Genomic DNA, 22,690 nt, shown 5'->3' with positions numbered 1-22,690 from the left:
CGACCCTGTCCGTGCGCGTCTTTAGGGCGCGCGCAGAGATTCTGCAAGCGCTGCGGCGGTTCAGGCGGGCATTCGCCGCTTGAATCCGCCGGATTTGGCGCAGAAAACTATGGGTTACTTCGTGGTGGCGAGATATGCCGCCATATCTTCGGCACCGCTGGCCATCTTGAAGGCCATTTTGGCGCTGGCGGCGGGGTCGCCACTTTGCTCTTTCACCCAAGGCGTCGGGTTGGCGATATAGGCGGCGAGCAGCGCCTCATCCCAGATCATGCCCTTGGCGTTCAGCTCGGTCAGGCCGGAGCCATATTTGAAATCCGGCACGCTGCCGATCTGGCGGCCAATGACGCCGAACAGGTTCGGGCCGGTTTTGCCGCCCATTTGAATCTTGGCACCATCGGGGGAGATGATCGAGTGGCAGGCTTTGCAGCGTTTGAACAGGTCCTCGCCTTTTTCGGCATCGCCTGCGGCCAGAACGGGCAGGGCAAAAGCGGTCAGGATGGCGGACAGCGTGGCAATTTGCGACAGGGATTTCACGGCGGACTCCTACAAGGGCTGGCAGACGGGTGCAGCTTCTGCGCGCCCGTTTGCCAGAACATAGCGTGTCGGGCCTTGATTCACATCAATTCGTCGCAGAGTGCTTCAAACAGTCGCGCCACCGCCTCGGCACCGGGGTCGATATGGCCGCCAAGATTGCCTGCACTGACGTAAGCGGCGCGGCCTGCCTTGGCGGTCAGCATGGTCGCGGTGTGGTCGGCCCCAGCGCGTGCGGCTTTCGCGGCGGCGGGCAGACCTGCCTCCAGCGCTTCGAGGGCGGGTTGCAGCGCGTCGATCATGGTGCGGTCGCCGGGTTTTGCACCGCCGATTTCCTGCATCCGCTCCAGCCCCGCGCGCAGGGCGTCGCGCATGGTCAGGCCGCTTGAGGCGGCATCACCTGCAGCGGCGAAGAAGATCGCCAGCAGCACGCCGGAAGAGCCGCCCATCGTCTGGCTGAGTTCCAAGCCGATGGCACGATAAAGCTGGGTATGGTCCGACAGTGGCAGCTGATCGACGGCGTCGATCAGGGCGTGGGCCGCACCTGCAAGGGTGGATCCGGTGTCGCCGTCGCCGGATTTGGCATCCAGCGCGTTGAGGTCAGATTCCAAGGAAATCATGATCTGACAGCATTTGATTAAGAAATCTTTAGTGGGTTTGTGGTGGGATGGGATCGGGCGAATGGGGGTGAGGCCATCGGGCAGGGCTTTGGTTTTTATGGCGGTATTCGGGTGGCAGCCGGGCCAAGCCGAAAGGGGGACAGGGGCGGTCAGCGCGGTTTCGATTTGGGGGGTAAGCGGGAGAAGTGAGATAGAGACGCCGCGCATATCCAATGAGGTCATCATGGCGGCGGGGCCGATGATGTATTTGATTTTGGCCCCGAGGGGCGAGCGGAGGAGTTCATAGGTCAGCACAGACATTTCCAGCACCGATGCACCGCCAAGGTTGTTTAGAAGGGCAACATAGGGGCCGTCATGTTCAGCAGCGGCCAGCTTTTCGATCATTGCGGCCATCGCATGGGCGGCGCTGTTGAAATCGACCTGTTCCACGCCCGGTTCGCCGTGGATGCCAAGGCCAAGCTCGGCCATTCCGGGGGCGATGCGGTTTTCCTTGTGCGAACCGGGAACGGTGCAGGTATCCAGTGACATGCCGATGGATTTTGCCCCGGCGATCACCCGTTCGGCGGCTTCGGTGACGGCGGCAAGGTCTTGGCCCTGTTCGGCGACATGGCCTGCGATCTTGTGCACGAACAAGGTTCCGGCAAGGCCGCGCGATTGCGGCAGATTGGGCAGGGCGATGTCATCATCGACGATCACCATGCTGACTTTCAGGCCAAAGGCGCGGGCGCGCTCGGCGGCGAGGCCGAAGTTGAGGCGATCTCCGGTGTAGTTTTTCACGATCAACAGGCAACCTGCGGGGCCGGTGACGGCGAGGATGCCTGCGAGGACGGCATCGACGGAGGGGCTGGCGAAGACGTCGCCGCAGACGGCAGCGGTCAGCATGCCGGGGCCGACGAAACCGGCGTGGGCAGGCTCATGGCCGGAACCGCCACCCGAGACGAGGGCGACGCGGGATTTGTCCCAATCGGCGCGCAGCACGACGCGGATGTGGGGGTAGCCATCCAGCCTGATTAGCCGCCCGCCCGAAGCCATCAGCAGGCCATCAATCGCCTCGGTCACGATGTTTTCGCGTTTGTTCATGAATTGGGTCATCGCGATGTCCTTATATGCGGGTGTCAATGCGTGCGCCGGTGGCGTCGAAATAGAACGGGCGCTGCGGCTGGATTTTCAGGATATCGCCGCTGCGCAGGGGGGTGTGGGCCTCGGTCACGGTGGTCAGGTCGTGGTTTTTGAACGTGAGATGCAGGCGGGTTTGATCGCCCAGATGTTCGATGCGTTTGACGAGCGCATCCTGGCCTTCGCCTTGCCGGATGTGTTCGGGGCGCAGGCCGATATGGGTGGCATTTTTGGGCGCGGGGCCGAACAGATCGGCGGGCAGGATGTTAATATGCGGCTGACCGAGGCGACCTGCGGCGTAGATGCTGACGGGCTGTTCGTAAATCTCGCGCGGGGTGCCGAATTGCACGAGTTTGCCGTGGTCGAGCACGCCGACATGGGTGGCCATCGTCATCGCCTCGATCTGGTCGTGGGTGACATAGAGGAAGGTCGCGCCAAGGTTGGCTTGGATATTTTTCAACTCGACCCGCAGATCGGCGCGGAGTTTGGCGTCGAGGCTGCTGAGAGGTTCGTCCATCAGATAGACAGCGGGGTTGCGCACCAAGGCGCGCCCGATGGACACACGCTGCATCTCGCCACCCGACAGGGCCGTCGCCTTGTTGTCGAGTTTGTGGGAGATTTGCAGGATCTCGGCGACTTCGGCGACTTTACGGGTGATCTCGGCGCGCGGGGTGCGCAAAAGCGGCGATTTCAGCGGGAATTCCATGTTTTCGCGCACGGTCAGATGCGGGTAAAGCGAGTATTGCTGGAACACCATCGCGACATTGCGCTGGGCGGGGGTGAGGCCTTTTGTGGTCTGGCCGCCGATATGGATATCGCCAGAGCTGGGGGTGTCGAGGCCGGAGACGAGGCGAAGGGTGGTGGTTTTGCCTGCTCCGGTGGGGCCGAGAAGCACCACGAAAGCGCCGTCGGGGATGGTCATGCTGACGTCCGAAAGGGCGGTTTGAGCACCAAAGGCTTTGCTGACGTTGGTTAAGGTTACTTCAGCCATGGGTCATAACCTTTTGATTTGCCTTAGAGATCAGCGCATGGCCTGTGTCATCGAACAAAGTGATGGAGCGGGAGTCAAAGGCCAGCCCGGTGGTGTCACCGATGGTGGCGGGTTGGTCGGACGCGATGCGGGCCTTGACCGGGCCGTGCGGGGTATCCAGCGTGATGATCTGGGTGGTGCCTAAGTACTCGGCGGCGTGGATGCGGGCTTTCAGGGGGGCCGCATCGTCAAGCCGGATGTGTTCGGGGCGCACGCCAAGGGTCAGGGTGCCGTTGGCTCCGCTGATCATCGGCGGGATTTTTATCGGGGCGTCGGTGAGGGTGACGGAGGTGCTGCCATTGCCGACCATGCCGTCGAAGTTCAGGAGATTCATCGCGGGCGATCCGATGAAGCGGGCGACGAAGGTGGTGGCGGGCCAGTCGTAGATTTCCTGCGGGCGGCCGAATTGTTCGACAACGCCGTGGTTCATCACGACGATTTTGTCGCCCATCTGCATGGCTTCAAGTTGGTCATGGGTGACGTAGACGGTGGTCGCACGCATGCGGTCGTGCAGGGCGCGGAGTTCCAAGGCCATATGTTCGCGGAATTCGGCATCGAGCGCGCCCAAGGGTTCGTCCATCAGGAAACAGGCGGGGTCGCGGACGATGGCGCGACCCAAAGCGACGCGCTGGCGGTCGCCGCCTGAGAGGCCGCCGACGGGCTTTTCAAGGATCGAGGTAATGCCGAGGATTTCGGCGACTTCGTTGACCTTGGCGCGGACTTGGTCGCGCTTCATGCCTTGGCTGACCAGCGGGTAGGAGATGTTTTTTCGAACGTTCATATGCGGATAGAGCGCGAACATCTGGAACACGAAGGCAATGTCGCGCTGGCTGGCGGGCTTTTGGGAAACCTCCGCGCCGTCGATGAAAATCTCACCTGCGGTCGGCAATTCGAGGCCCGCGATCATCCGCAGGGTGGTGGTTTTGCCGCAACCGGACGGGCCGAGCAGCATGAAAAACTCGCCATCCTCGATGGTGAAACTGGACGACTGCACCGCCGTGAACGCGCCGAATTCTTTGCGCAGGCTTTTGATGACGATCTGGGCCATCGACTACTCCGGGAAATGGCTGGTGATGATGAACATCACCGTGCCGATAAGCGTCACCACGAAAGAATAGGTGAACAAGATCAAGGCGAAGGGCTGCATCAGCATGAACACGCCAAGCGCGATCAGGATGGTGGCGAGCATCTCCCATGGACCACGGCGCAGGCGCAAAAGGCCGTTAAGAAAGTTTTTCATTTGCGTACCGCCCCGAAGGTGATGCCGCGCAACAGGTGTTTGCGCAGCAGGATGGTGAAGACCATGATCGGCAGCAGGAACAGCGTGGCCCCTGCGGCGACGGCGGGCCAGTCTTTGCCGCCAGCGCCGATGATGGTGGGGATGAAGGGCGGGGCGGTTTGGGCGGTGCCGGAGGTGAGCAGGACCGCGAAGGCGTATTCGTTCCAGGCGAAGATCAGGCAGAAGATTGCGGTGGAGGCGATGCCGGTGGCGGCTTGCGGCAGCACAACTTTGTAGAAGGCTTGGAAGCGGGTGTAGCCGTCGATCAGGGCGGCTTCTTCGTATTCGATGGGGATTTCGTCGATGAAACCTTTCAGCAGCCAGACTGAGAGTGACAGGTTAACGGCGGTGTAAAGCAGGATCATGCCGAGGTGGGTGTCGCTAAGGCCAAGCTGGCGATACATCAGGAAAATCGGGATGGCGACGGCGATGGGGGGCATCATCCGGGTGGAGAGGATGAAGAACAACAGATCATCTTTTAGCGGCACTTTGAAACGTGAGAAGGCGTAAGCTGCTATGGTACCAAGGAAAACTGACAGGAAGGTGGAGCCGAACCCGATGATCACCGAGTTCAGGAACCGCTCGCCGTAGCGGGATGCGCCAGTGATCACCATGTCGTATTGGCGCACGATGGCGTCGTACCATGTGGTGGGTGCGCCGAGGGCGGCGAGGTCTTCGGGGGTGACGCGGGAGCGGCTGGTAAAGAGGTTGACGTAACCTTCGAGGGACGGCGTGAACAAGACCTTTGGCGGGTAGGCGATGGCGTCGGCGGGGGTTTTGAAGCCGGTGGCGATGATCCATGCAAGGGGCAGCAGGGTGAGGATGGCATAGGCTATGACTAAGCCACCGGCGATCCATTTTTGGCGGGATGAGGGATCTGTGATGGAATAGCTCATCTGTCTTTCACCTTGTTCAGGGCTTTGACGTAGATCGAGGCGAGGCCAAAGACGGTGACAAACAGGATCACGGCATAGGCGCTGGCGTAGCCGGTGCGCCATTTCTCGAAGGCTTCGCGCTTTAGGTCGATGGAGGTCAGTTGTGTGGTCGCCCCCGGCCCGCCGCCGGTCAGTTGCACGACGAGGTCGAACATTTTGAAGTTTTCGATGCCGCGGAACAGCACGGCGAGCATCAGGAAGGGCAGCGCCATCGGCAAGGTGATGGTCCAAAATTGTCGCCATTTGGAGGCGCGGTCGCACTCGGCGGCTTCGTAGATGCTTGGCGGGATCGAACGGAGACCAGCGAGGCAGATCAGCATGACGAAGGGGGTCCACATCCAGGTGTCGACGATGACGATGGCCCAAGGGGCGAGGGCGACTTCGCCGATCATCGAAAAGCTGGCTGGGTCGGCTCCGGTCAGGAAGGCAATGAAATAGTTGAACAATCCGATTTGAGGTTGATACAGGAAGGTCCAGAAATTGCCGACCACGGCTGGGGACAGCATCATCGGCAGCACGATCAGCGTTGTCCACAGATCATTGCTGCGGAACTTTTTATTGATCAGATAAGCGAGGGTGAAGCCGATCAACACTTGCAGCGTGATGGTCCAGACGAGGAAATGGGCGGTGGCTTGCAAGGACGCCCAGGTGTCGGGGTTGGTGAGGATCTTGCGGTAATTCTCGATCCCGACCCATTCCACCGCGTTGTTCGGGCGGTTGGTGCGGAAGTTGGTGAGGGACAGGCGAATGGTCCAGATCAACGGGAAGATGTTGACGGCGAGCAGGAGGAAAATGGTGGGGGCGACGAACAGCCAGGCGATGGTGCGGTCTGACAAGCCGCGAATTTGGTGTGCAAGTTTCTGCGGCGTGGCGGCTGCGACGCGCTGGAAGGGATCGGGCATGGGATTGGCTTTCCTGAGGACCGCTTTAAGCATCATGCGCGAGGCTCTGTTGGCCCTCAAGAGCCTCGCGCGGACCCGCCTTTCGGCAGGTTTGGCTTAGTATTTGCCTTCTTCCTCGAAGGTCGCGTGCCAATCGGCAACCAGACCGTCAAGCGCCTCTTTCGCGGTGCCATTGCCTGCCACCACATAGTCGTGGAACCACTTCTGAGACGATTGCATCAGGGTGGCGTAACTGGGTTCGGCCCAGAAATCCTTCACGATTGCCATGCTATCCAGGAAGGTCTGCGCATAGGGTTGGCTAGTGGCGAAACCGGGATCTTCGACCACAGCGCGCAGGGCAGAATAGCCGCCGAGTTTCCACCATTTCGCCTGAACCTCGGGCTGGGCGAACCATTTGATATAGGTGAGGGCAGCGTCCTGCTTGTCGGAAGCGGCGACCACAGAGATGCCCTGACCACCAAGTTGGGCGAATTTATCGCCGTTCGGGCCTGCCGGATTGGCGAAATATCCGGTCTTGTCGCCGCCTACGTTGGCATCAGTGTTAAAGCCGGGCCATGTGAAGGCAAAGTTCATCTGCAACGCGACTTGGCCGGACTTATAGGCATCGACACCCTCGCCCATATAGCCGTTGGACGAGCCGGGCGGGACGCAGCAATCGTAGAGGGATTTGTAGAACTCCAGCCCTTTGACGGCGTTTTCCGAGTTCACAAAGCCTTCCATATCATAGGGTTTTTCCGGGTTGTCGTATTTGAAGCCGAAGGAATACAGCACATCCATCACGCCCATGGTGATGCCTTCCGAGCCGCGCTCGGTGTAGATCGAGGCACCGTAAACGGTCTTGCCGTCAATCTCGCGGTTCTGGAAGAATTCGGCGATTTGTTTCAACTCGTCAAAAGTCGCGGGCGGGGCGAGGTCGTGGCCATATTTCTCTTTGAATTCGGCTTGCAGTTCAGGACGCGCGAACCAATCCTTGCGGTAGGTCCAGCCGACCACGTCACCGAAAGCGGGCAGGGCCCAGTAGTTTTGCGTGCCTTTCGGCCATTCGGCATAGCCTGTGACGGTGGCGGGGATGAAATCATTCATCTTGATGCCGTTGGCATCGAAGAAATCGTTCAGCTTGATATATTGGCCGTTTTCGGCAGCGCCACCGATCCACTGGCTGTCGCCGATCATCAGATCGCAGAGTTTGCCGCCGGAATTCAGCTCATTCAGCATGCGGTCGGCAAAGCTGGTCCACGGCACGAATTCAAAGTGCATGGTGTTGCCGGATTGCGCCTCATATTCCTTGGAGAGCTCGATCAGGGCGTTGGCGGGGTCCCATGCGGCCCAGCACAGGGTCAGATCTTCGGCTTTGGCGGCACTCATCGCCATTACGGCGACGGACGCCGTGGAAAGCAGCAGCTTCGCGTTCATTTTATTCCTCCCGGTTGCAGGCCACGGCCTCCTCGCCACGACTCTTTGCTGAGGAAAGGCTAAATGAGGTGCGTGCCTCATGGCAAGCGATTTTTGAGGTGCGTGCCTCAAAAAGCTTGCAAGCTGCGGAGATTTCAGAGAAAACAGCTGTAAGGCAGGGTGGAACATCAGATGCGACCGACGACCAAGGATCTGGCGATTGCGGCGGGGGTAAGCCTTGCCACGGTGGATCGTGTGCTGAATGACCGCTCTGGCGTGCGGGAAGCCACCGTGAAGAAGGTCAATCAAGCCATTGAAAAGCTGGGGTTTATCCGCAACATGGTTGCGGCGAACCTTGCGCGCGGCAAGGATTATCGGTTTTTGTTTCTGCTGCCGCGCGGCGGCGATCAGTTTCTGGCCGGGGTTCTGGCGCGAATCGAAGAGGCCAATCTGGCCTTTGCCGCCGAGATGATGCGGGCCGAGGTGCGCCACATCCATGACAGCGATCCGCATCAGATTGCCAACCTGCTGGGCGGGCTGGATGCTGACCAAGTCGATGGCGTGGCGATCATGGCCCCCGAGTTTCCACAGGTGCGCGATGCGATGGCGCGGTTGGCCGAGCGCGGAATTGCCACGGTCAGTTTCATCTCGGGCCAGATCAGCTCTGCGCCGGAAGATTTCGTCGGCATCGACAACCGGGCTGCGGGGGCGACGGCGGGGCGGTTGATGGGGCGGTTTACGCCGCTATCCCCCGGCAAGGTTCTGGTGGTGGCCGAAACCATGCACGCCCGCGATAGTCTGGAACGGCGTTTGGGTTTTGATGAGGTGATCCACGCCGATTATCCACATCTGACGGTGCTGCCCTCGCTGGAAACCTATGGCGACCCCGAGCGGTCTGCGCGGATCATTCGCGCCAGTTTTGCCAGCCATGCCGGGATTGCCGGGGTTTATGTGCTGGGGCCGGAAGCGCGGGTGCCGTTGGAGATTGTCACCGCCCAGCCCGACCGCGCCACCATCATCGCGCATGAACGGACGCCGTTCACCGAGGCTGCGCTGATGTCGGGGCGGATTGATGCGTTGATCACTCAGGATCCGGGGCATCTGGTGCGATCGGCCATGCGGATATTGCGGGCAAGGTGTGACCGGCGCGAGATTTTGGCCTCGCAGGAAAAGATCAGGATCGAGATTTTTATTAAGGAGAATTTATAGGGGCTTGGGTGGTCCCAACTCGGGACCATTTTTTATTGATATTTATCAGTGTATTGATTTGTTCATTTTAAGGATTTGTTAAACATTTGACCGGTCGTGCGCTTGGTCTTAGCGCCAGATCATGCCGAGCCATTCGGTGAGCGCCTGCGCGCTGATGGCTTTTGTGGTGTCAACATCCATGCGCGGGGCGAGGCCGGTGGGTTTGGCGTTCTGCGCCAGCGTGATCAGTTCGGGGACATATTCCGCGCCGGGATGGCCTGCGGGGCGCTGGCCCAGGCGGGCGGCGTAGCGCGCGCCGACGGTTTCGGGCGGGGCGTGGCACCAGATTTCGGCAATATCGGTCAGGCCGGCAAGGCGAGCGCGGTGGATATGGTCTTCCAGCGTTTCAATCGGTTGGAAGCCGAACCATGCGTCGATGATCACGGTGGTATTGTCGGGGGCATCGGCGATCAGATCGAAGATCGCGGCGTATGAGGCGCGGCCAAGGGTGCGGTTGAACAGCCGATCACCGGGCGGCAGGATGGTCAGGAACGGGTTCTTGATGGTGTCGAGTGCCAGGATCGGCCAGCCTGTCGCGTCTGACAGCGCGCGGGCGACGCCGGATTTGCCCGAGGCCGGGACGCCGTTGACGAAGACCGCGCGTTTGGTTGGTTGGTTTTTCAGGGCTGTCGTTGCGGCACCGATGACGCCTGCATCGTCGCCTAAACTTGCGGCGAGGACGGGGGCTTTGAACCATGATGGGGCTGCCGGGAATTGGGCGAGGGCGGCGTGAGCGGCGGCTCCGGCACCGCCACCGATCAGCACGTAATCGGGGTTGAGGGTGGCGATGAGGCTGTCGATGGCGGCGCGCAGGGGTGCGGCCCAAGCGTGGATCACGGCGCGGGCGTTGGGGTCGGAGCGTTTGAGCAAGTCTTCGGCGCGTGTGTCGGGCGGCAAGCCCGCCTCGGCCAGATGCACGCCAAAGGCGGTGCCGGAGGAGGTGGTTTCCACACAGCCGATCTTGCCGCAGACGCAGGGGCGGCCTTGGGGGTCGATGCCGATATGGCCGAGTTGGCCAGCAGCACCCCGTCCGCGCAGGATTTGGCCTTGGTCGAGAATCGCACCGCCAATGCCGGTGCCGATGGTCAGCATGACGACGTTGTGCTTGCCTTTCGCGGCTCCGTAAGCTGCCTCACCCAGCAGGGCCATAGTGGCGTCGTTTTCCAGCGTGACGGGCAGGGCGGTGGCGGCTTCGATGGCGGCGGCGAAGTCGAAACCTGAAAGGTCGACATAGCCGCCGGACAGCACTTGCCGTGTGGTGGTGTGGACTTGGCCGGGGACGCCGATGCCGATGGCGGTGACGGCTGCGGTGCGGACTTTGGCGACGAGGTCCAACACGCGGGCGGTGACTGTGGCGGGGTTGCGGGCGCTTTCGGCGCTGGCGCGGGCTTCAATCACGCCGCCCGTGATGCGCGCGGCGCGCAGGCGGGTGCCGCCAATGTCGATGCCAATGGCGGTGCCCATAGTCATGCTTAGCCTTTGAAATGCTTGGAGATCACCGCCTGAATTTCGCGCAGGCGGGGGACGGCGATGGTTTCCAACCGGGTCTTGGTGACGGCGCGGTCCAGCGAGATGCAGTCTTTCCACAAAGAGCGGCCCGCGATGACGCCAGAGGCTCCGTTCGCCATTGAGATTTCCACTTGGCCGAGGAAGGTGGCGTGATCGACGCCTGCTGACAGCACCGCCCACGGCACGCTGCCGCACATCTTGGTGATGTTGGCGCAGGCCTCAGGCGTGCCCGGATAGGGGATTTTCAGCACTTTCGAGCCCGCATCAAGGCAAAGCTTTGATCCGCCTTCGATCAGTTCGGGGATCTTGGCGGCGTAAGCCTCGGGCTGCTCGCCGGGCAGGGCATAGGTCAGGAATTCGACCACCAGCAGCAGGTCTTCGGCGGCGAAATCGGCGATGGAGGCGCGCAGGGTTTCCATGTTGGCGGTGTTCGCCGCAGGGGTATCCGAGCGCAGGTAGATCATGATCTTGGCACCGGTGCCGCCAAATTCGCGCACCCGGCGGGCGTTGATGCCTTCGACCATGTTGGAAATCCGGTAGCCTTCAGGCGTCAGATCAAAGCCCGAAGCATCAAGGCCGATCAGCAAGCCGGTGGAGCGGTGGATCGCGCCATCGTCAACCATCGCAGGCACAGCACAGAGCGGATCGACCAGCACGCAGCCGGCCTGGCGGGCGAGGTAGGCGGTGATGTCCATCTTGGTTTCGCCCAAGGTGGCGTTGGAAATCGCCGCCTGTTCCTCGGCGGTTTTTGCCAGCAGGGTACGCATGCCGCCGCGTTGATCGCAGGCGATCACCATCATCGCGCCATCGTCGCCACAGATTTGTTGGTAGCCGCGGCGTTCGGCGGTTGTCATGCTAGACATCGGGGCAGCCATCGGAAATCTCCAGATATGTGGCGCGGGCGGGCTGCGGCGAAGATGCCAGTTGCCTGAACGCGGATATTGCGGGATAAGCTTGATCTGCGAAACGTGTAACACCTTGCAGAAAGGAATTGCAACCTGTCAATTTCCAGCGGAGCCGTCATCGGTGAAAACCGAGCCATGCTGCACACCGTCGCCAAGCTGCATTATGAGGGGGATCTGAGCCAAGTGCAGATCGCCAAACAGTTGGGGCTGTCGACGGCCACGATCTCGCGCCTGTTGCAACGGGCACGGGCCGAGGGAATCGTGCGCATCGAGGTGCGGGATATTTTCGCGCCGGATGCGTTGGGCGGGCTGCTTTCGGAACGCTTGGGGTTGAAGCAGGTTGTGGCGGTGGATGCGCCGGTGGCGGCGGGTGTGCAGGCACTGGCGGCACCGTTGTCGCGGATGGTGGGCGCGCAGGGGCTGGGGCAGGGATCTGTGCTGATGGTCGGCTGGGGGCGCACGGTGTCGGCAATTATTGACGGTGGTTTGCCGTCTTTGCCGGGGGTTTCGGTGGTGCCCTCAACCGGCGGGATGAGCCAGCACGCGCAGCATTTCCAGAGCAATGAGTTCTCGCGCCGCGCGGCCGAGGTCACCGGGGGTGTGCCGCATTTCATCCATGCGCCCTATCTGCCCGCCCCCGAAGCGTTAGATTTTTTCCTCGCCGAACCTGCGGTGCAGGCCTCGGTGGCGCTGTGGGACCGCATTGACGTGGCGGTGGTGGGGGTTGGTCTGCCTTACGGCTTGGATCGACCGACGCAAGGTGCCACCGATGTGGGCGACCCGGATCTGGCCGAGGCGGCGGGTGATGTGGTGCGGCATTATTTTGATGCTGACGGCAAGGTCATTCAGTGGCGTGGCGAGGGCGCGATGATCGCGGTGTCTTGTGCGCAGTTGCGCCGCGCGCCTTTGGTGATTGGGGTGGCGGTGGGCGAGGCGAAAGTGCCGTCGATCATTGGGGCGGCGCGGGCGGGGCTGATCTCGGGCCTGCTGACCGATACGCGGACGGCTGAGGCGGTTCTGGATGCTTTGGCGCGGTAGGGTCGGGGCTGCGATTCGTGGCCAAGCGGCCTGCTTCAAGTCGAAGAAAATACTTGCAGCAAAAAATTTCTCTTGACGAAGCCTGCGCGGCAACGTGTTATTGCCGCACTGGACGCACCCAAAACGGGTGACACAGCCATCCGCCTTGCGGCTTGAGGAGGCAGCAAGGACGGGTCTTCAGGGAGGAATAAAATGAAACGTCGTAGTTTTCTGGGCGCGGCTTCGGCACTGGCGCTGACATTTTCGATGGCCACCTCGGCCGTCGCACAAGAGAAGAAATATACCATCGCGCTGGTGCCCGGTCTGACCACCGATGCGTTCTACATCACGATGCAAAAGGGCGCGCAGGCGGCGGCGGATGCTTTGGGCGTGGAGCTGGTGTTTCAGGGCGCGCCTGATTTCAACCCGGTGACGCAGGTTCCGGTGCTGGACGCGGTGATTGCGCGTGGCCCCGATGCGATTCTGATCGCGCCGACCGACACCACCCAGTTGATCGAGCCGTTGCGCAAGGCGCATGACGCGGGCATCGCGGTGATCACCGTGGATACCTTCATCGGCACCGGGATTTACCAGACTGGCGCAGGCGACGCGGATTTCCCGCTGGCCTATATCGCGTCGGACAACGTGTTGGGCGGCCGGATGGCAGCACGCGCACTGGCCGCAGCGATTGGCGGCGAGGGCAAGGTGTTCGTGTCGAACGTCAAGCCGGGCATTTCCACCACCGACCAGCGCGAAGCGGGCTTCAAGGCTGAAATGGCTGAGAATTTCCCGAACGTCACCGTGCTGGAAACCCAGTTCAACGACAACGATGCCAACAAGGCCGCCTCGCAGTTGCAAGGCGTGTTCGCCCGCGATGCCGATCTGAAGGGCGTGTTCGGGGCCAACCTGTTCTCGGCTTTGGGCGCTGGCACCGGGGTGCAACAAGCGGGCCAGACCGGCAATATCAAGGTTGTGGCGTTTGACGCACCGGGGTCCATCGTGGACAACATCAGCACCGGTTTGGTGGACGTGGCGATTGCGCAGCATCCGGCAGAGATCGGCTATTACGGCGTGGTTTCGGCCTATGCCCATCTGACCGGAAACTCGATCCCGGTTTCGATCGGCACTGGCTTTACCATCATGGACAAGTCGAACATCGCGGACCCGGAAATCGCGAAATACATCTACGCTGAGTGAGCGATTTTGGGGGAGGGCGCTGTCCTCCCCCATCTTACATGCTTCAACTAAACCATGACGGCCGCAAGCTTGGCTGCTGGTTGTTGCGCAGGCTGCATATGCTTGCCCAAGTTTAGGAATTTCACATGACATCGCCCCCCGCTGCCCCCGCCCATGTGGCCCCGCAAGCCGACCATGCCGACAAGGCGCGCACGACGTTGCAGCGCGTGGCCGATCTGCGGGCCTGGCTGTTTCTGGCCTTTCTGATCCTTGGGTTCGAGATCTGGTCGCGGATCAGCTTTGGCGGCACCTTCCTGTTCAATCCGTTCAACATCCAGTCGATTGCGGTGTTTGCGGTGGCACCGTTGCTATTGGCGACCGGGCAGACATTCGTGATCATCTCGGGCGGAATTGATCTGTCGATGGGCTTCATCATGGGGCTGGCGGCGGTGGTCGCGGCCCATGTGATCAACTGGCTGACGCCGGGGTTGGGGTTTCTGCCTGCGGTGCTGCTGGGGTCTGTGGTGGCGGTGGCTGTCTCGGCAATTCCCGGGTTTATCAATGGCTTGCTGGTGGCGCTGCTGAAAGTGCCGCCGTTTATCGGCACCTTGGGGATGTTCGGTGTGGCGCGCGGCGTGGCGTTCTTGCTGGCGGGCGGCACCACGGTTCCGGTGAAAAATGAGGTGTTTGCCGCGCTGGGCAATGGCAAGATTTACGGCGTGCCGTATATCATCATCGTCACGGCGATCTTCGTTCTGATCATGCATTACCTGCTGGGTCAGACCAAATTCGGCCAGCACAATTATGCGATTGGTGCCAATGCCCAAGCCGCGCGGCGGGCGGGGATCAATATCAAATGGCATTTGCTGCGGCTGTATATCCTGTCGGGGATGTGCGCAGGGCTGGCCGGGGTGCTTTATGCTGCGCGGTTCAGCGCCGGGGCGGCGCAGGCCGGAGAGCCTTTGCTGCTGGACTCAGTGGCAGCTGTCGTGATCGGCGGGGCGAGCCTGTTTGGCGGATCGGGCACCATTCTGGGCACCGTGGCCGGGGCCTTTGTGATCGCGGTGATCCAATATGGGCTGGTGTTCATCAATGTAGCGCCCTTCTGGCAGTTTATTTCGGTGGGCGTGGTGATCATCATTTCGGTGCTGATTGACCAAGCGCAACGGCGGTTCTCGGGAGGGCGGCAAAGTGAGTGAGATGACCCCAATCGGCCAAACCAAAATTGGCGAGCCGCTCTTGGAAGTGCGCAACCTGTCGAAGAATTTCGGCCCGGTGCAGGCGCTGAATGACCTGACGATGATGGTGCGGGCGGGCGAAGTTGTGGCGCTTGCGGGCGACAATGGCGCGGGCAAAACTACGCTGATCAAGGCGATTTCGGGGGTGTATCAGCCCTCTTCTGGGGAGATTTTGCTGAAGGGCCAGAAGGTAAGCTTCAACTCGCCACAAGAGGCGCGCGACATCGGGATCGAGACGATTTATCAGGATCTGGCACTGGCCGATAACCTGACGATCGGTGCGAATATCTTTCTGGGCCGCGAGCCGATGCGTAAAGCCTTTGGCTTCTTGCCGGTGCTGGACCGCGCGAAAATGGCGGAAGCCGCGAAATCTACCATGGCTTTGCTGGATTTCCATGTCAGCCGTCTGGATGCGCCGGTGTCGAATTTCTCGGGCGGGCAACGGCAGGCGGTGGCGATTGGGCGGGCGGTCTATTGGAACGCGCAAATCCTGATCATGGATGAGCCGACGGCGGCTTTGGGCGTGCCCGAGCAGCGCAAGGTGATCCAGTTGATCCACCAGTTGAAGGCGCAGGGGCGCGGGGTGATTTTCATCTCGCACAACTTGCAGGACATCTTCGCGGTGGCGGATCGGATCGTGGTGTTGCGGCGCGGGGTGCAGGCCGGGGAGCGGAAGATTTCCGAGACCACGCATGATGAGGTGGTCAAGCTGATGGTTGGCGGCTGAGCTATGGCCGCCGTGCGACGGCCCGTGGTGATCGGGTCCATCGGCGAGTTGCTGGTGGAGTTTGTGTGTACGCAGAAGGACGGTCGCAACCTTGTGGCCGCGCCTTATGTTGGGCCATTTCCCTCTGGCGCGCCGGGAATTTTCATTGATCAGGCGGCGCGGGTGGCGGCGGCTTTCGGTGGGCGGGCGGTGTTTGCAGGGGCCGTGGGCGATGATGCGTTTGGCCGGGTGGTGTTGGATCGGCTGGTTGCAGATGGCGTTGATCCGGGCTTGATCCGGGTGGTGCCGGGGGTGCCGACGGGGTCTGCCTTTGTCAGCTATAACTCCGACGGCAGCCGGGATTTCGTGTTCAATATCGCGCATTCGGCGGCGTCACGGCTGCCCGCTCTGGAGGAAATTGAGGCAGGCTTTCTGGCGGCGGGGATCTCGGTGCTGCATATCTCGGGCTCCATGCTGGGTGATCCGGCGATGCGGACGGTGGGGCTGGCTTTGTGCGAAAGGCTTTGTTCTGAGGGGGTTGCGATCTCGATTGATCCGAATATCCGGGCGGAGTTGATTTCGGATGCGGGGTACATCGAGGCTTTGCAGCGGATCATGGCGATGGCAACCTATGTGCTGCCCTCGGATGCCGATGCAGAGGTTTTGTATCCGGGGCAGGCGTTTGCCGATTGGTCGGGGCGGTTGCTTTCGGGGGCCGCGCGCGTTGTGGTGTTGAAGCGCGGCGATCAGGGCTGCGTCGGGCGGGATGCGGGTGGAACGGTGGCGCTGCCCGCGCACCTTGTGACGGTGGTGGATCCGACGGGGGCGGGCGATTGTTTTTGCGCAACCTTGGTGACCTTGTTGGCCGCTGGAGAACCTTTGCCGGATGCCTTGGAGCGCGCCAATGCGGCGGGAGCGCTGGCGGTGCAAAAGCTGGGGCCGATGGAGGGGAATGCTTCTTTGGCCGAAATTGATGGCGTGAAAGGATAGGCGATGCCCGCGAAAGACAACAGATTGCTGCGGGTGGGCGTGCTGGGCTGTGGTCCGATTGCCCAAGCTGCGCACTTTGAAAGTTGCACCAAGGCGCGCAATGCCGAGCTTTATGCGATCTGCGATGTAGCGGATGATCTGCGCGACCGGATGGCCGCGACCCATGCGCCGCAGCGCAGTTATAATGACTACGCGAAGATGCTGGCCGATCCGGTGCTAGAGGCGGTGGTGATTGCCACTTCGGACGCCTTCCATGTGCCGGCGGCCATGATGGCGCTGCAGGCGGGCAAGCATGTGTTGTGCGAGAAACCTTTGGCGGTGAGTATCCAGGAGGCCGAGAGTTTGCGGTCTGCGGTGGCGGCTTCGGGGCTTACGCTGCAAGTTGGGCATATGAAGCGCTATGATGCCGGATTGCAGGCGGCGAAGGGCTTTATTGACGGTGAAATGGGGCAGATGGTGGCGCTGAAGGCGTGGTATTGCGACAACACGCACCGCTACGCGATGACCGATGCGGTGCAGCCGTTGATGGTGACCTCGAAGAATGCGAAGAAGCCCGCCGAGAACCCAAAGGCCGATCTGGACCGGTATTATATGCTGGCACATGGCAGCCATCTGGTTGATACGGCTCGGTATTTCGCTGGGGATATCGTCGCGGTGGACGCGCGATTGCTGAACCGGGCGGGCATCCGGTGCTGGTTTATCGATGTGGAATTTGCCAATGGCGTGCTGGGGCATCTGGATCTGACGGTAGCGGTGCGGATGGATTGGCACGAAGGGTTTCAGATTTACGGCGAACAAGGCTCGGTTTTGGGCAAGACCTATAACCCGTGGTATTACAAGTCGTCCGAGGTGGATATTTTCAAGGAATCCGATGGTGCGACGCACCGGGTACTGGGCGCGGATGGGCATTTCTATCGCCGCCAGCTGGAGGGGTTTGCGGATACGATCCTGAACGGGGTGCCGCAATCGGGGGCGGATATTGAGGATGGTATCGCCTCGGTCCGCGCGATGGTGGCGATTGCAGAGTCGGCGCGATCGCGGCGTCCGGTGAAGCTGGCGGATGTGTCGGGGGCGCTGTGATGCGGTTGGGGATTTTCGCCAAGACCTTTGCGGGCAGTGATCCGGGCACGGTTCTGGCGGCGTCGAAGGCGGCGGGGTTTGCCTGCGTGCAGTATAACATGGCCTGCTCGGGGATGGCGGCGATGCCGGATGCTTTGAGCGTGCAGGATGTGGCGGCGGTTTCTGCGGCGAGTAGGGCCTCGGGCGTGGCGATTGCTGCGGTGTCAGGCACTTATAACATGATCCATCCAGACCCTGCGGTGCGCGCTAAGGGTTTGGTGCGGCTGGAGGTTTTGCTGCGGAACGCGGCGGCGATGGGGACGGGGATGGTGACGCTGTGCACCGGCACAAGGGATGCAGACGATCAGTGGCGGCATCACCCGGACAATGGCTCGGCTGAGGCTTGGGCTGATTTGCTGGATGAGATGGGCAAGGCTTGTGCGCTGGCCGAGCCTTTGGGGATCAAATTGGGGATCGAGCCGGAACTGGCGAATGTCGTCGATACGGCGGCACGGGCGCGCGCTTTGATCGACACGCTGCAAAGTCCCGCGCTGGCGATTGTGCTGGACCCGGCGAATTTGTTTGAGGTGGCAACGCTCACGGATCAGCGCGATTTGCTGACACGTTCGGTGAATTTGTTGGCCGATCGGATTGCGATGGCGCATGCCAAGGACCGCGATGCGGCGGGCGGGTTTGCGACGACGGGCAAGGGCGTGGTGGATTTCCCGCATTTCCTTGGCGCGCTGAAGGCTGCGGGGTTTGACGGCGATCTGGTGACGCATGGCTTGGCGGCGGAGGAAGCGGCGGGCGTGGCGAATTACCTTGGCCGTGTGTTGGCGGATCTGTGATGCAGAGCTCGGCACTACTGCGCGATGGCCTGGAACTGGCGGTGTATCGGGATGGGGAGACTGGCCCCGCGCTGGTGTTTCAGCATGGCCTGTGCGGTGGGTCAGGGCAAATTGCCGAGGCGATGCAAGGGCTTGGCACGCAGCGCTGGCAGGGGTTGGAGTGTCGCGGGCATGGCATGTCGCCGCTAGGGGATGCGGTTTCCATCGCCTGTTTCGCAGATGATGTGGCGGCGATGATTGAGACCATACCCGGCCCGGTGGTGCTGGGCGGTATCTCGATGGGGGCGGCGATTGCCACGCGGTTGGCGGTGACGCGTCCCGATCTGGTGCGCGCGCTGATACTGGTGCGGCCTGCGTGGGTGGTAGAGGCGGCACCCGAAAATATGGCGCCGAATGCGGAAGTTGGCATGTTGCTGGAGATGTTGCCGCTGGATCAGGCGCGGGCGTTTTTCGCCGAGGGTGAGACGGCGCGGCGGCTGGCGGTGGAGGCACCGGATAACCTCGCCTCATTGAAAGGCTTTTTCAATCGTAGACCGCAGGCGGAAACCGCGCCGCTGTTGACCACGATTTCCGCCGATGGGCCGGGGATTACGGCGGAGGATTTGCGCAGCTTACGCATCCCGGCGCTGATTTGCGGCTGCGGCGAGGATGCCATTCACCCGATGGCCCATGCGCAGGCTTTGGCCGATATGATCCCGCAGGCGCGGCTGGTGGAACTGCCCGCGAAGGCGCGCGATAAGCTGGCCCATCTGGCGGCGCTTGCCGATGCGATGACAAAATTTCTGAAGGAGATAGACGATGCCCCGCCCACAACCTGACTGGATTTCGGCGCTGCCCCGCAGCCGATTGCTTGCTGAATATTCGATGTGGTCGGCCAATCTGGTGCGGCTGGCGGACGATCTGGAGCGGATCACGCCACATGCGGATATTCTGCATGTCGATGTGGCGGACGGCCATTTTGCCCCGGCTTTGCTGTTTTTCCCCGATCTGGTGGCGGGCTTGCGCGCGCTGACGGCGATCCCGATTCATGTGCATCTGATGGTGGATGATGCGGTGCTGCTGGCGCAGATTGATCAGTTTGCCGAAGCCGGGGCCGATCTGATTTCGGTGCATGTCGAGAACGCCAATGCGGGCGACGGTTTGCAGCGGATTGGCGCGCATGGGTTGAAGGCGGGGATGGTATTGCGGGTGGAAACTCCGGTGGGACGGGCGGCGGAGTGGGTCAGCCGCTTGGATATGCTGACGCTTTTGGGCACGGCGATCGGGGTGAAGGGGCAGGGGCTTGATCCAACGGCGGGCGCGCGGTTGGGCGAGGCGGCTGCATTGATCGCAGATGCCGGGCGGCGGGTGGTTTTGGCGGCGGATGGTGGGATCCGGGATACCACGGTGCCGCTGTTGCGCAATGCCGGGGCCGAGACGGTGGTGATGGGGTCGCTGGCGTTTGGCGCGCCCGATCTGGCGGAACGGATGCGCTGGCTGCACGGGTTGTAGGCGCTTTAGCTGAGGTGGAAATCACTCGGTTGCAGTGGCTTGGGCGCAGGCTCGCCCAAATGCGGGGCGAGGCTGATTTCGGCGGTGCGGCAGATCGCGTCCAACGGCAGGGCGTTCAATGTGGTGCCGAACGGGTGGCTGAGTTCCTCGGTCACCTCGGCCAGCCCGAGGAAAACGTAAGCCACGATGCCGACGAACAGGGGCGTCAGCCAGCCAGAGGTGCCGACCAGCGCCATCGGCAGCAGCAGGCAGAACAGGTAAGTCGTGCGGTAAATCAGCAGGGAATAGACGAAGGGCAACGGGGTTCCGGCGATGCGCTCGCATCCGGCTTGTTGCAACGCGATGCTGCCAAGCCGAGCGGTCAGGGTGCGTGCGCCGAAGCCGTCGATTTGCTTTGCCGCATAGGCTGCCGCGAGATCGGCGTTGATCAGATTCAGCGCCGAGCAAGGCGGATGCGGATCGGCCAGCAGTTCGGGCGAGCGGGATTGGGTTTCGGCGTCATGCGTCAGGCGGCGCAGTTGGCGACGGTGCAGGTGCAGAAAAGCCAAGGATTGCCGCAGGATACGGTGGCGCAGCGTTTGGTCGGGCAGGAAAACCTCCAACTCACGCGCGAGGCTGCGCAGATCGGCCAGCAGCCCCCCCCACAGCTTGCGGGCCTCCCACCAGCGATCATAAGCGGCGTTGTTGCGAAAGCTGAGGAACAGCGACAAAGCGATGCCGAAGACGGTGAAGGGAATGCCCTCAATATGCGGCAGGACGCCGAATTGGTGGTCGATCCAGACCATCAGCGCCGACAGCGCGACCACGCCCAGCAGCGGCAAGGCGATATGCGGCAGCACAGAGCCGCGCATCGCAAAAGCCAATTCCCAAGCGCGGGGTTTGTCGCGGATGATCATGCTGCGCCTTCCTGCCGGGTGCCGATATCTGTTTGGGCCGCGGCGACGGATTTCACAATCGCAAAGATTGCTTGACCGGGGGTAAGGCCAAGGGCGGTTGCCGAGCGGTGGGTGATACGGGCCAGCAGATGATCGGGGCCGATGGCGATCTGGATCAGCGCGCCATCGGGGCTGAGACGGATTTCGCTGACAGTGCCGTGCAGGATGTTGAGGGCGGAGAGACCCTCGGGGCGACTGCGCGACAGGATCACGTCTTGGGCGGCGATGCGGATTCTGAGGGCGGTTCCGGGGGCGGCGGTGATCTTGGGCAGCCAGAGCGGGCCACCGTGGGTGTGCAGTTGCGTCAGGCCATCAGGGTCTTGCGCGGTGACGGTCGCGGTCAGGATCGCGCCCGCATCGCGCAGGCCGAGGCTGGGGGCAAGGTCGGGGTCGGCCAGCAGATCGGCAGCGGGGCCAGCGCGCAGAATTTTGCCATGATCCAGCACGACGATGGTGGTGGCGAGGCGGGCGACTTCGGCAAGGGCGTGGCTGACGTAGAGGATGGGGATTTTGGTGTGGTCGCGCAGGGTTTCGATATAGGGCAGCAGCTCGGCTTTGCGGGCTTCATCCAAGGCGGCGAAGGGTTCGTCCATCAACAGCAGCGCGGGGTTGGAGAGCAGGGCGCGACCGATCGCCACGCGGGATTTCTCGCCGCCAGACAGGGCTCCGGGGCGGCGGTTGAGCAGGGCGTCCAGACCCAAGAGGGTGATGATATCGTCGAAAGCGGGGCCGTTGGTTCTCGGTGCAAACCAGCGGCCATAGGTCAGATTCTGCCGCACGCTCAGATGCGGGAACAGGCGGGCGTCTTGAAAGACATAGCCGAGGTGGCGGCGGTGGGTCGGCAGGTCGATGCTTTGGGCGGTGTCGAGCAGGGTGGTGCCCTCTGCGGTGATGCGACCTTGATGGGGATGCAGGATGCCCGCCACCGCGTTGATCACGCTGGTTTTTCCAGACCCTGACTTGCCGAACAGCGCGGTCAGGCCGGGAGGGGCCTCGAACGCCACATCCAGCGTGAAGCCGGGGAACTGGTGGGTGAGGGCGACGGAGAGGGTCATGATCCGGCAATCCGACGGGCTATGGCGCGGCTGAGGAACTCGGACAGGATCAGGGCGAGCATGGCGACGGCGATGGAGATGAGGACGAGGCGGAAGGCTTGGCTGTCGCCACCCGGCACTTGCAGGAAGGTGTAGATCGCCGAGGGCAGGGTTTGGGTCTGGCCTGGGATGTTCGACACAAAGGTGATGGTGGCGCCGAATTCGCCCATCGCTTTGGCGAAGGCGAGCACGGCTCCGGCGATGATGCCGGGCAGGATCAGCGGCAGGGTGACGGTAAGGAACACCCAGAGCGGCGATGCGCCCAATGTGCCTGCGGCTTGTTCCAGCTTGGGGTCGACGGCTTCAAACGCCAGACGGATGGCGCGCACCATCAGCGGGAAGGCCATGACGGCGGCGGCAAGCACAGCGCCTGTCCATTTGAAGGCGAGGGTGACGCCGAACCATTGGTCAAGGTATTGGCCGATAAAGCCTTTTCGCCCGAAGGCCAGCAGCAAGAGATATCCGGTGACGACGGGGGGCAGGATAAGGGGAAGATGCACAAGGCCGTTCAGCAGCTGTTTGCCCCAGAACTGACGCCGCGCCAGCAGGTGAGCGATGTAGATGCCCAAGGGCAGGCTGAGCGCCGTTGCCCACAGCGAGACACGCAGCGACAAGGCCACGGCGCGCCATTCATCGGGAGAAAGCCAGTCGGCGGGATTCTCGGGCATC

23 protein-coding genes are annotated in these 22,690 nt (G+C 62.0%); 10 read left to right on the top strand and 13 right to left on the bottom strand.

Features of this window, described 5'->3' with window-relative positions; genetic code table 11:
* Window positions 1-114 precede the first annotated feature (114 nt).
* From U1A24_RS14010 to U1A24_RS13975, 8 genes are all read right to left on the bottom strand, one after another.
* Window positions 115-534 (bottom strand): c-type cytochrome, encoded by a 420-nt coding sequence (locus tag U1A24_RS14010; protein WP_322322594.1) that lies wholly within the window; start codon window positions 532-534, stop codon window positions 115-117.
* An 80-nt stretch (window positions 535-614) separates the two neighbouring features.
* Window positions 615-2,243 carry a dihydroxyacetone kinase subunit DhaK gene (locus U1A24_RS14005; RefSeq protein WP_322322593.1) on the bottom strand — a complete coding sequence of 543 codons (1,629 nt, stop codon included), beginning with the start codon at window positions 2,241-2,243 and terminating at the stop codon, window positions 615-617.
* A 10-nt stretch (window positions 2,244-2,253) separates the two neighbouring features.
* Window positions 2,254-3,258: an ABC transporter ATP-binding protein gene (locus U1A24_RS14000; protein ID WP_322322592.1), complete on the bottom strand. Its 1,005-nt coding sequence runs from the start codon at window positions 3,256-3,258 to the stop codon at window positions 2,254-2,256.
* The gene (locus U1A24_RS13995; protein WP_322322591.1) at window positions 3,251-4,345 is read right to left on the bottom strand and encodes an ABC transporter ATP-binding protein; all 1,095 of its coding nucleotides are present in this window, start codon (window positions 4,343-4,345) and stop codon (window positions 3,251-3,253) included. The genes U1A24_RS14000 and U1A24_RS13995 overlap by 8 nt, the downstream gene beginning before the upstream one ends.
* 3 nt (window positions 4,346-4,348) lie before the next feature.
* Window positions 4,349-4,537 carry a hypothetical protein gene (locus U1A24_RS13990; RefSeq protein WP_322322590.1) on the bottom strand — a complete coding sequence of 63 codons (189 nt, stop codon included), beginning with the start codon at window positions 4,535-4,537 and terminating at the stop codon, window positions 4,349-4,351.
* Window positions 4,534-5,472, bottom strand: coding sequence for a carbohydrate ABC transporter permease (locus U1A24_RS13985; RefSeq protein ID WP_322322589.1), 939 nt, complete (start codon window positions 5,470-5,472; stop codon window positions 4,534-4,536). Before U1A24_RS13985 ends, U1A24_RS13990 begins: the two co-directional genes overlap by 4 nt.
* Window positions 5,469-6,413 carry a sugar ABC transporter permease gene (locus U1A24_RS13980; RefSeq protein WP_322322588.1) on the bottom strand — a complete coding sequence of 315 codons (945 nt, stop codon included), beginning with the start codon at window positions 6,411-6,413 and terminating at the stop codon, window positions 5,469-5,471. The genes U1A24_RS13985 and U1A24_RS13980 overlap by 4 nt, the downstream gene beginning before the upstream one ends.
* A gap of 96 nt (window positions 6,414-6,509) precedes the next feature.
* Complete coding sequence (locus U1A24_RS13975; RefSeq protein ID WP_322322587.1) at window positions 6,510-7,826, bottom strand: ABC transporter substrate-binding protein; 1,317 nt, start codon at window positions 7,824-7,826, stop codon at window positions 6,510-6,512.
* Between the two features lie 171 nt (window positions 7,827-7,997).
* On the opposite strand from U1A24_RS13975, the gene U1A24_RS13970 reads away from it, so the two are divergent.
* Window positions 7,998-9,014 (top strand): LacI family DNA-binding transcriptional regulator, encoded by a 1,017-nt coding sequence (locus U1A24_RS13970; RefSeq protein WP_322322586.1) that lies wholly within the window; start codon window positions 7,998-8,000, stop codon window positions 9,012-9,014.
* Between the two features lie 108 nt (window positions 9,015-9,122).
* Here U1A24_RS13970 and U1A24_RS13965 read toward each other — a convergent pair whose 3' ends face one another.
* Together U1A24_RS13965 and U1A24_RS13960 are read right to left on the bottom strand one after the other, a co-directional pair.
* Window positions 9,123-10,523, bottom strand: coding sequence for an ROK family protein (locus tag U1A24_RS13965; protein ID WP_322322585.1), 1,401 nt, complete (start codon window positions 10,521-10,523; stop codon window positions 9,123-9,125).
* Window positions 10,524-10,525: 2 nt separating this feature from the next.
* A complete protein-coding gene (locus U1A24_RS13960) occupies window positions 10,526-11,416 on the bottom strand; it encodes a tagatose-bisphosphate aldolase (protein ID WP_322322584.1) in 891 nt (296 codons plus the stop codon).
* Between the two features lie 186 nt (window positions 11,417-11,602).
* Between U1A24_RS13960 and U1A24_RS13955 the strand changes: the two genes are divergently transcribed.
* From U1A24_RS13955 to U1A24_RS13915, 9 genes are all read left to right on the top strand, one after another.
* The gene (locus U1A24_RS13955; protein ID WP_322322583.1) at window positions 11,603-12,505 is read left to right on the top strand and encodes a sugar-binding transcriptional regulator; all 903 of its coding nucleotides are present in this window, start codon (window positions 11,603-11,605) and stop codon (window positions 12,503-12,505) included.
* A 192-nt stretch (window positions 12,506-12,697) separates the two neighbouring features.
* Complete coding sequence (locus U1A24_RS13950) at window positions 12,698-13,681, top strand: ABC transporter substrate-binding protein (RefSeq protein WP_322322582.1); 984 nt, start codon at window positions 12,698-12,700, stop codon at window positions 13,679-13,681.
* A gap of 125 nt (window positions 13,682-13,806) precedes the next feature.
* The gene (locus U1A24_RS13945; protein WP_322322581.1) at window positions 13,807-14,859 is read left to right on the top strand and encodes an ABC transporter permease subunit; all 1,053 of its coding nucleotides are present in this window, start codon (window positions 13,807-13,809) and stop codon (window positions 14,857-14,859) included.
* Between the two features lies 1 nt (window position 14,860).
* Window positions 14,861-15,625 (top strand): ATP-binding cassette domain-containing protein, encoded by a 765-nt coding sequence (locus U1A24_RS13940; RefSeq protein ID WP_322322580.1) that lies wholly within the window; start codon window positions 14,861-14,863, stop codon window positions 15,623-15,625.
* A gap of 3 nt (window positions 15,626-15,628) precedes the next feature.
* Window positions 15,629-16,594, top strand: a complete 966-nt coding sequence (locus tag U1A24_RS13935) for a sugar kinase (RefSeq protein ID WP_322322579.1) — start codon at window positions 15,629-15,631, stop codon at window positions 16,592-16,594.
* A gap of 3 nt (window positions 16,595-16,597) precedes the next feature.
* Entirely contained in the window at window positions 16,598-17,674 is a 1,077-nt protein-coding gene (locus U1A24_RS13930) for a Gfo/Idh/MocA family oxidoreductase (protein WP_322322578.1), read from the top strand.
* Window positions 17,674-18,501, top strand: a complete 828-nt coding sequence (locus U1A24_RS13925) for a sugar phosphate isomerase/epimerase (RefSeq protein WP_322322577.1) — start codon at window positions 17,674-17,676, stop codon at window positions 18,499-18,501. The genes U1A24_RS13930 and U1A24_RS13925 overlap by 1 nt, the downstream gene beginning before the upstream one ends.
* Window positions 18,501-19,319 (top strand): alpha/beta hydrolase, encoded by an 819-nt coding sequence (locus U1A24_RS13920; RefSeq protein WP_322322576.1) that lies wholly within the window; start codon window positions 18,501-18,503, stop codon window positions 19,317-19,319. Before U1A24_RS13925 ends, U1A24_RS13920 begins: the two co-directional genes overlap by 1 nt.
* Window positions 19,300-19,992: a ribulose-phosphate 3-epimerase gene (locus U1A24_RS13915; protein ID WP_322322575.1), complete on the top strand. Its 693-nt coding sequence runs from the start codon at window positions 19,300-19,302 to the stop codon at window positions 19,990-19,992. The genes U1A24_RS13920 and U1A24_RS13915 overlap by 20 nt, the downstream gene beginning before the upstream one ends.
* Before the next feature lie 5 nt (window positions 19,993-19,997).
* Here the strand turns inward: U1A24_RS13915 and U1A24_RS13910 are convergent, their stop codons facing one another.
* The 3 genes from U1A24_RS13910 to modB are packed head-to-tail and all read right to left on the bottom strand — an operon-like array spanning window position 19,998 to window position 22,689.
* Window positions 19,998-20,888, bottom strand: coding sequence for a bestrophin family protein (locus U1A24_RS13910; protein WP_322322574.1), 891 nt, complete (start codon window positions 20,886-20,888; stop codon window positions 19,998-20,000).
* Entirely contained in the window at window positions 20,885-21,982 is a 1,098-nt protein-coding gene (gene modC, locus U1A24_RS13905; RefSeq protein WP_322322573.1) for a molybdenum ABC transporter ATP-binding protein, read from the bottom strand. Before modC ends, U1A24_RS13910 begins: the two co-directional genes overlap by 4 nt.
* A complete protein-coding gene (gene modB, locus U1A24_RS13900; RefSeq protein ID WP_322322572.1) occupies window positions 21,979-22,689 on the bottom strand; it encodes a molybdate ABC transporter permease subunit in 711 nt (236 codons plus the stop codon). The genes modC and modB overlap by 4 nt, the downstream gene beginning before the upstream one ends.
* Window position 22,690 lies beyond the last annotated feature (1 nt).

The sequence above is a fragment of the Cypionkella sp. genome (genome assembly GCF_034376685.1).
Lineage (GTDB): Bacteria > Pseudomonadota > Alphaproteobacteria > Rhodobacterales > Rhodobacteraceae > Cypionkella.
This window is presented reverse-complemented; position numbering and strand designations above follow the sequence as displayed.

What these genes read in the sequence shown, in the direction of transcription:
- U1A24_RS13930 (WP_322322578.1), top strand. Translation starts at nt 16,598, where the DNA reads ATGCCCGCGAAAGACAACAGATTGCTGCGGGTGGGCGTGCTGGGCTGT.
- U1A24_RS13955 (WP_322322583.1), top strand. Translation starts at nt 11,603, where the DNA reads ATGCTGCACACCGTCGCCAAGCTGCATTATGAGGGGGATCTGAGCCAA.
- U1A24_RS13925 (WP_322322577.1), top strand. Translation starts at nt 17,674, where the DNA reads ATGCGGTTGGGGATTTTCGCCAAGACCTTTGCGGGCAGTGATCCGGGC.
- U1A24_RS13920 (WP_322322576.1), top strand. Translation starts at nt 18,501, where the DNA reads ATGCAGAGCTCGGCACTACTGCGCGATGGCCTGGAACTGGCGGTGTAT.
- U1A24_RS13935 (WP_322322579.1), top strand. Translation starts at nt 15,629, where the DNA reads ATGGCCGCCGTGCGACGGCCCGTGGTGATCGGGTCCATCGGCGAGTTG.
- U1A24_RS13950 (WP_322322582.1), top strand. Translation starts at nt 12,698, where the DNA reads ATGAAACGTCGTAGTTTTCTGGGCGCGGCTTCGGCACTGGCGCTGACA.
- U1A24_RS14000 (WP_322322592.1), bottom strand. Translation starts at nt 3,258, where the DNA reads ATGGCTGAAGTAACCTTAACCAACGTCAGCAAAGCCTTTGGTGCTCAA.
- U1A24_RS14005 (WP_322322593.1), bottom strand. Translation starts at nt 2,243, where the DNA reads ATGACCCAATTCATGAACAAACGCGAAAACATCGTGACCGAGGCGATT.
- U1A24_RS13980 (WP_322322588.1), bottom strand. Translation starts at nt 6,413, where the DNA reads ATGCCCGATCCCTTCCAGCGCGTCGCAGCCGCCACGCCGCAGAAACTT.
- U1A24_RS13970 (WP_322322586.1), top strand. Translation starts at nt 7,998, where the DNA reads ATGCGACCGACGACCAAGGATCTGGCGATTGCGGCGGGGGTAAGCCTT.
- U1A24_RS13915 (WP_322322575.1), top strand. Translation starts at nt 19,300, where the DNA reads ATGCCCCGCCCACAACCTGACTGGATTTCGGCGCTGCCCCGCAGCCGA.
- U1A24_RS13990 (WP_322322590.1), bottom strand. Translation starts at nt 4,537, where the DNA reads ATGAAAAACTTTCTTAACGGCCTTTTGCGCCTGCGCCGTGGTCCATGG.
- U1A24_RS13985 (WP_322322589.1), bottom strand. Translation starts at nt 5,472, where the DNA reads ATGAGCTATTCCATCACAGATCCCTCATCCCGCCAAAAATGGATCGCC.
- U1A24_RS13995 (WP_322322591.1), bottom strand. Translation starts at nt 4,345, where the DNA reads ATGGCCCAGATCGTCATCAAAAGCCTGCGCAAAGAATTCGGCGCGTTC.
- U1A24_RS13965 (WP_322322585.1), bottom strand. Translation starts at nt 10,523, where the DNA reads ATGACTATGGGCACCGCCATTGGCATCGACATTGGCGGCACCCGCCTG.
- modB (WP_322322572.1), bottom strand. Translation starts at nt 22,689, where the DNA reads ATGCCCGAGAATCCCGCCGACTGGCTTTCTCCCGATGAATGGCGCGCC.
- U1A24_RS13960 (WP_322322584.1), bottom strand. Translation starts at nt 11,416, where the DNA reads ATGACAACCGCCGAACGCCGCGGCTACCAACAAATCTGTGGCGACGAT.
- U1A24_RS13910 (WP_322322574.1), bottom strand. Translation starts at nt 20,888, where the DNA reads ATGATCATCCGCGACAAACCCCGCGCTTGGGAATTGGCTTTTGCGATG.
- U1A24_RS13975 (WP_322322587.1), bottom strand. Translation starts at nt 7,826, where the DNA reads ATGAACGCGAAGCTGCTGCTTTCCACGGCGTCCGTCGCCGTAATGGCG.
- U1A24_RS13945 (WP_322322581.1), top strand. Translation starts at nt 13,807, where the DNA reads ATGACATCGCCCCCCGCTGCCCCCGCCCATGTGGCCCCGCAAGCCGAC.
- U1A24_RS13940 (WP_322322580.1), top strand. Translation starts at nt 14,861, where the DNA reads ATGACCCCAATCGGCCAAACCAAAATTGGCGAGCCGCTCTTGGAAGTG.
- modC (WP_322322573.1), bottom strand. Translation starts at nt 21,982, where the DNA reads ATGACCCTCTCCGTCGCCCTCACCCACCAGTTCCCCGGCTTCACGCTG.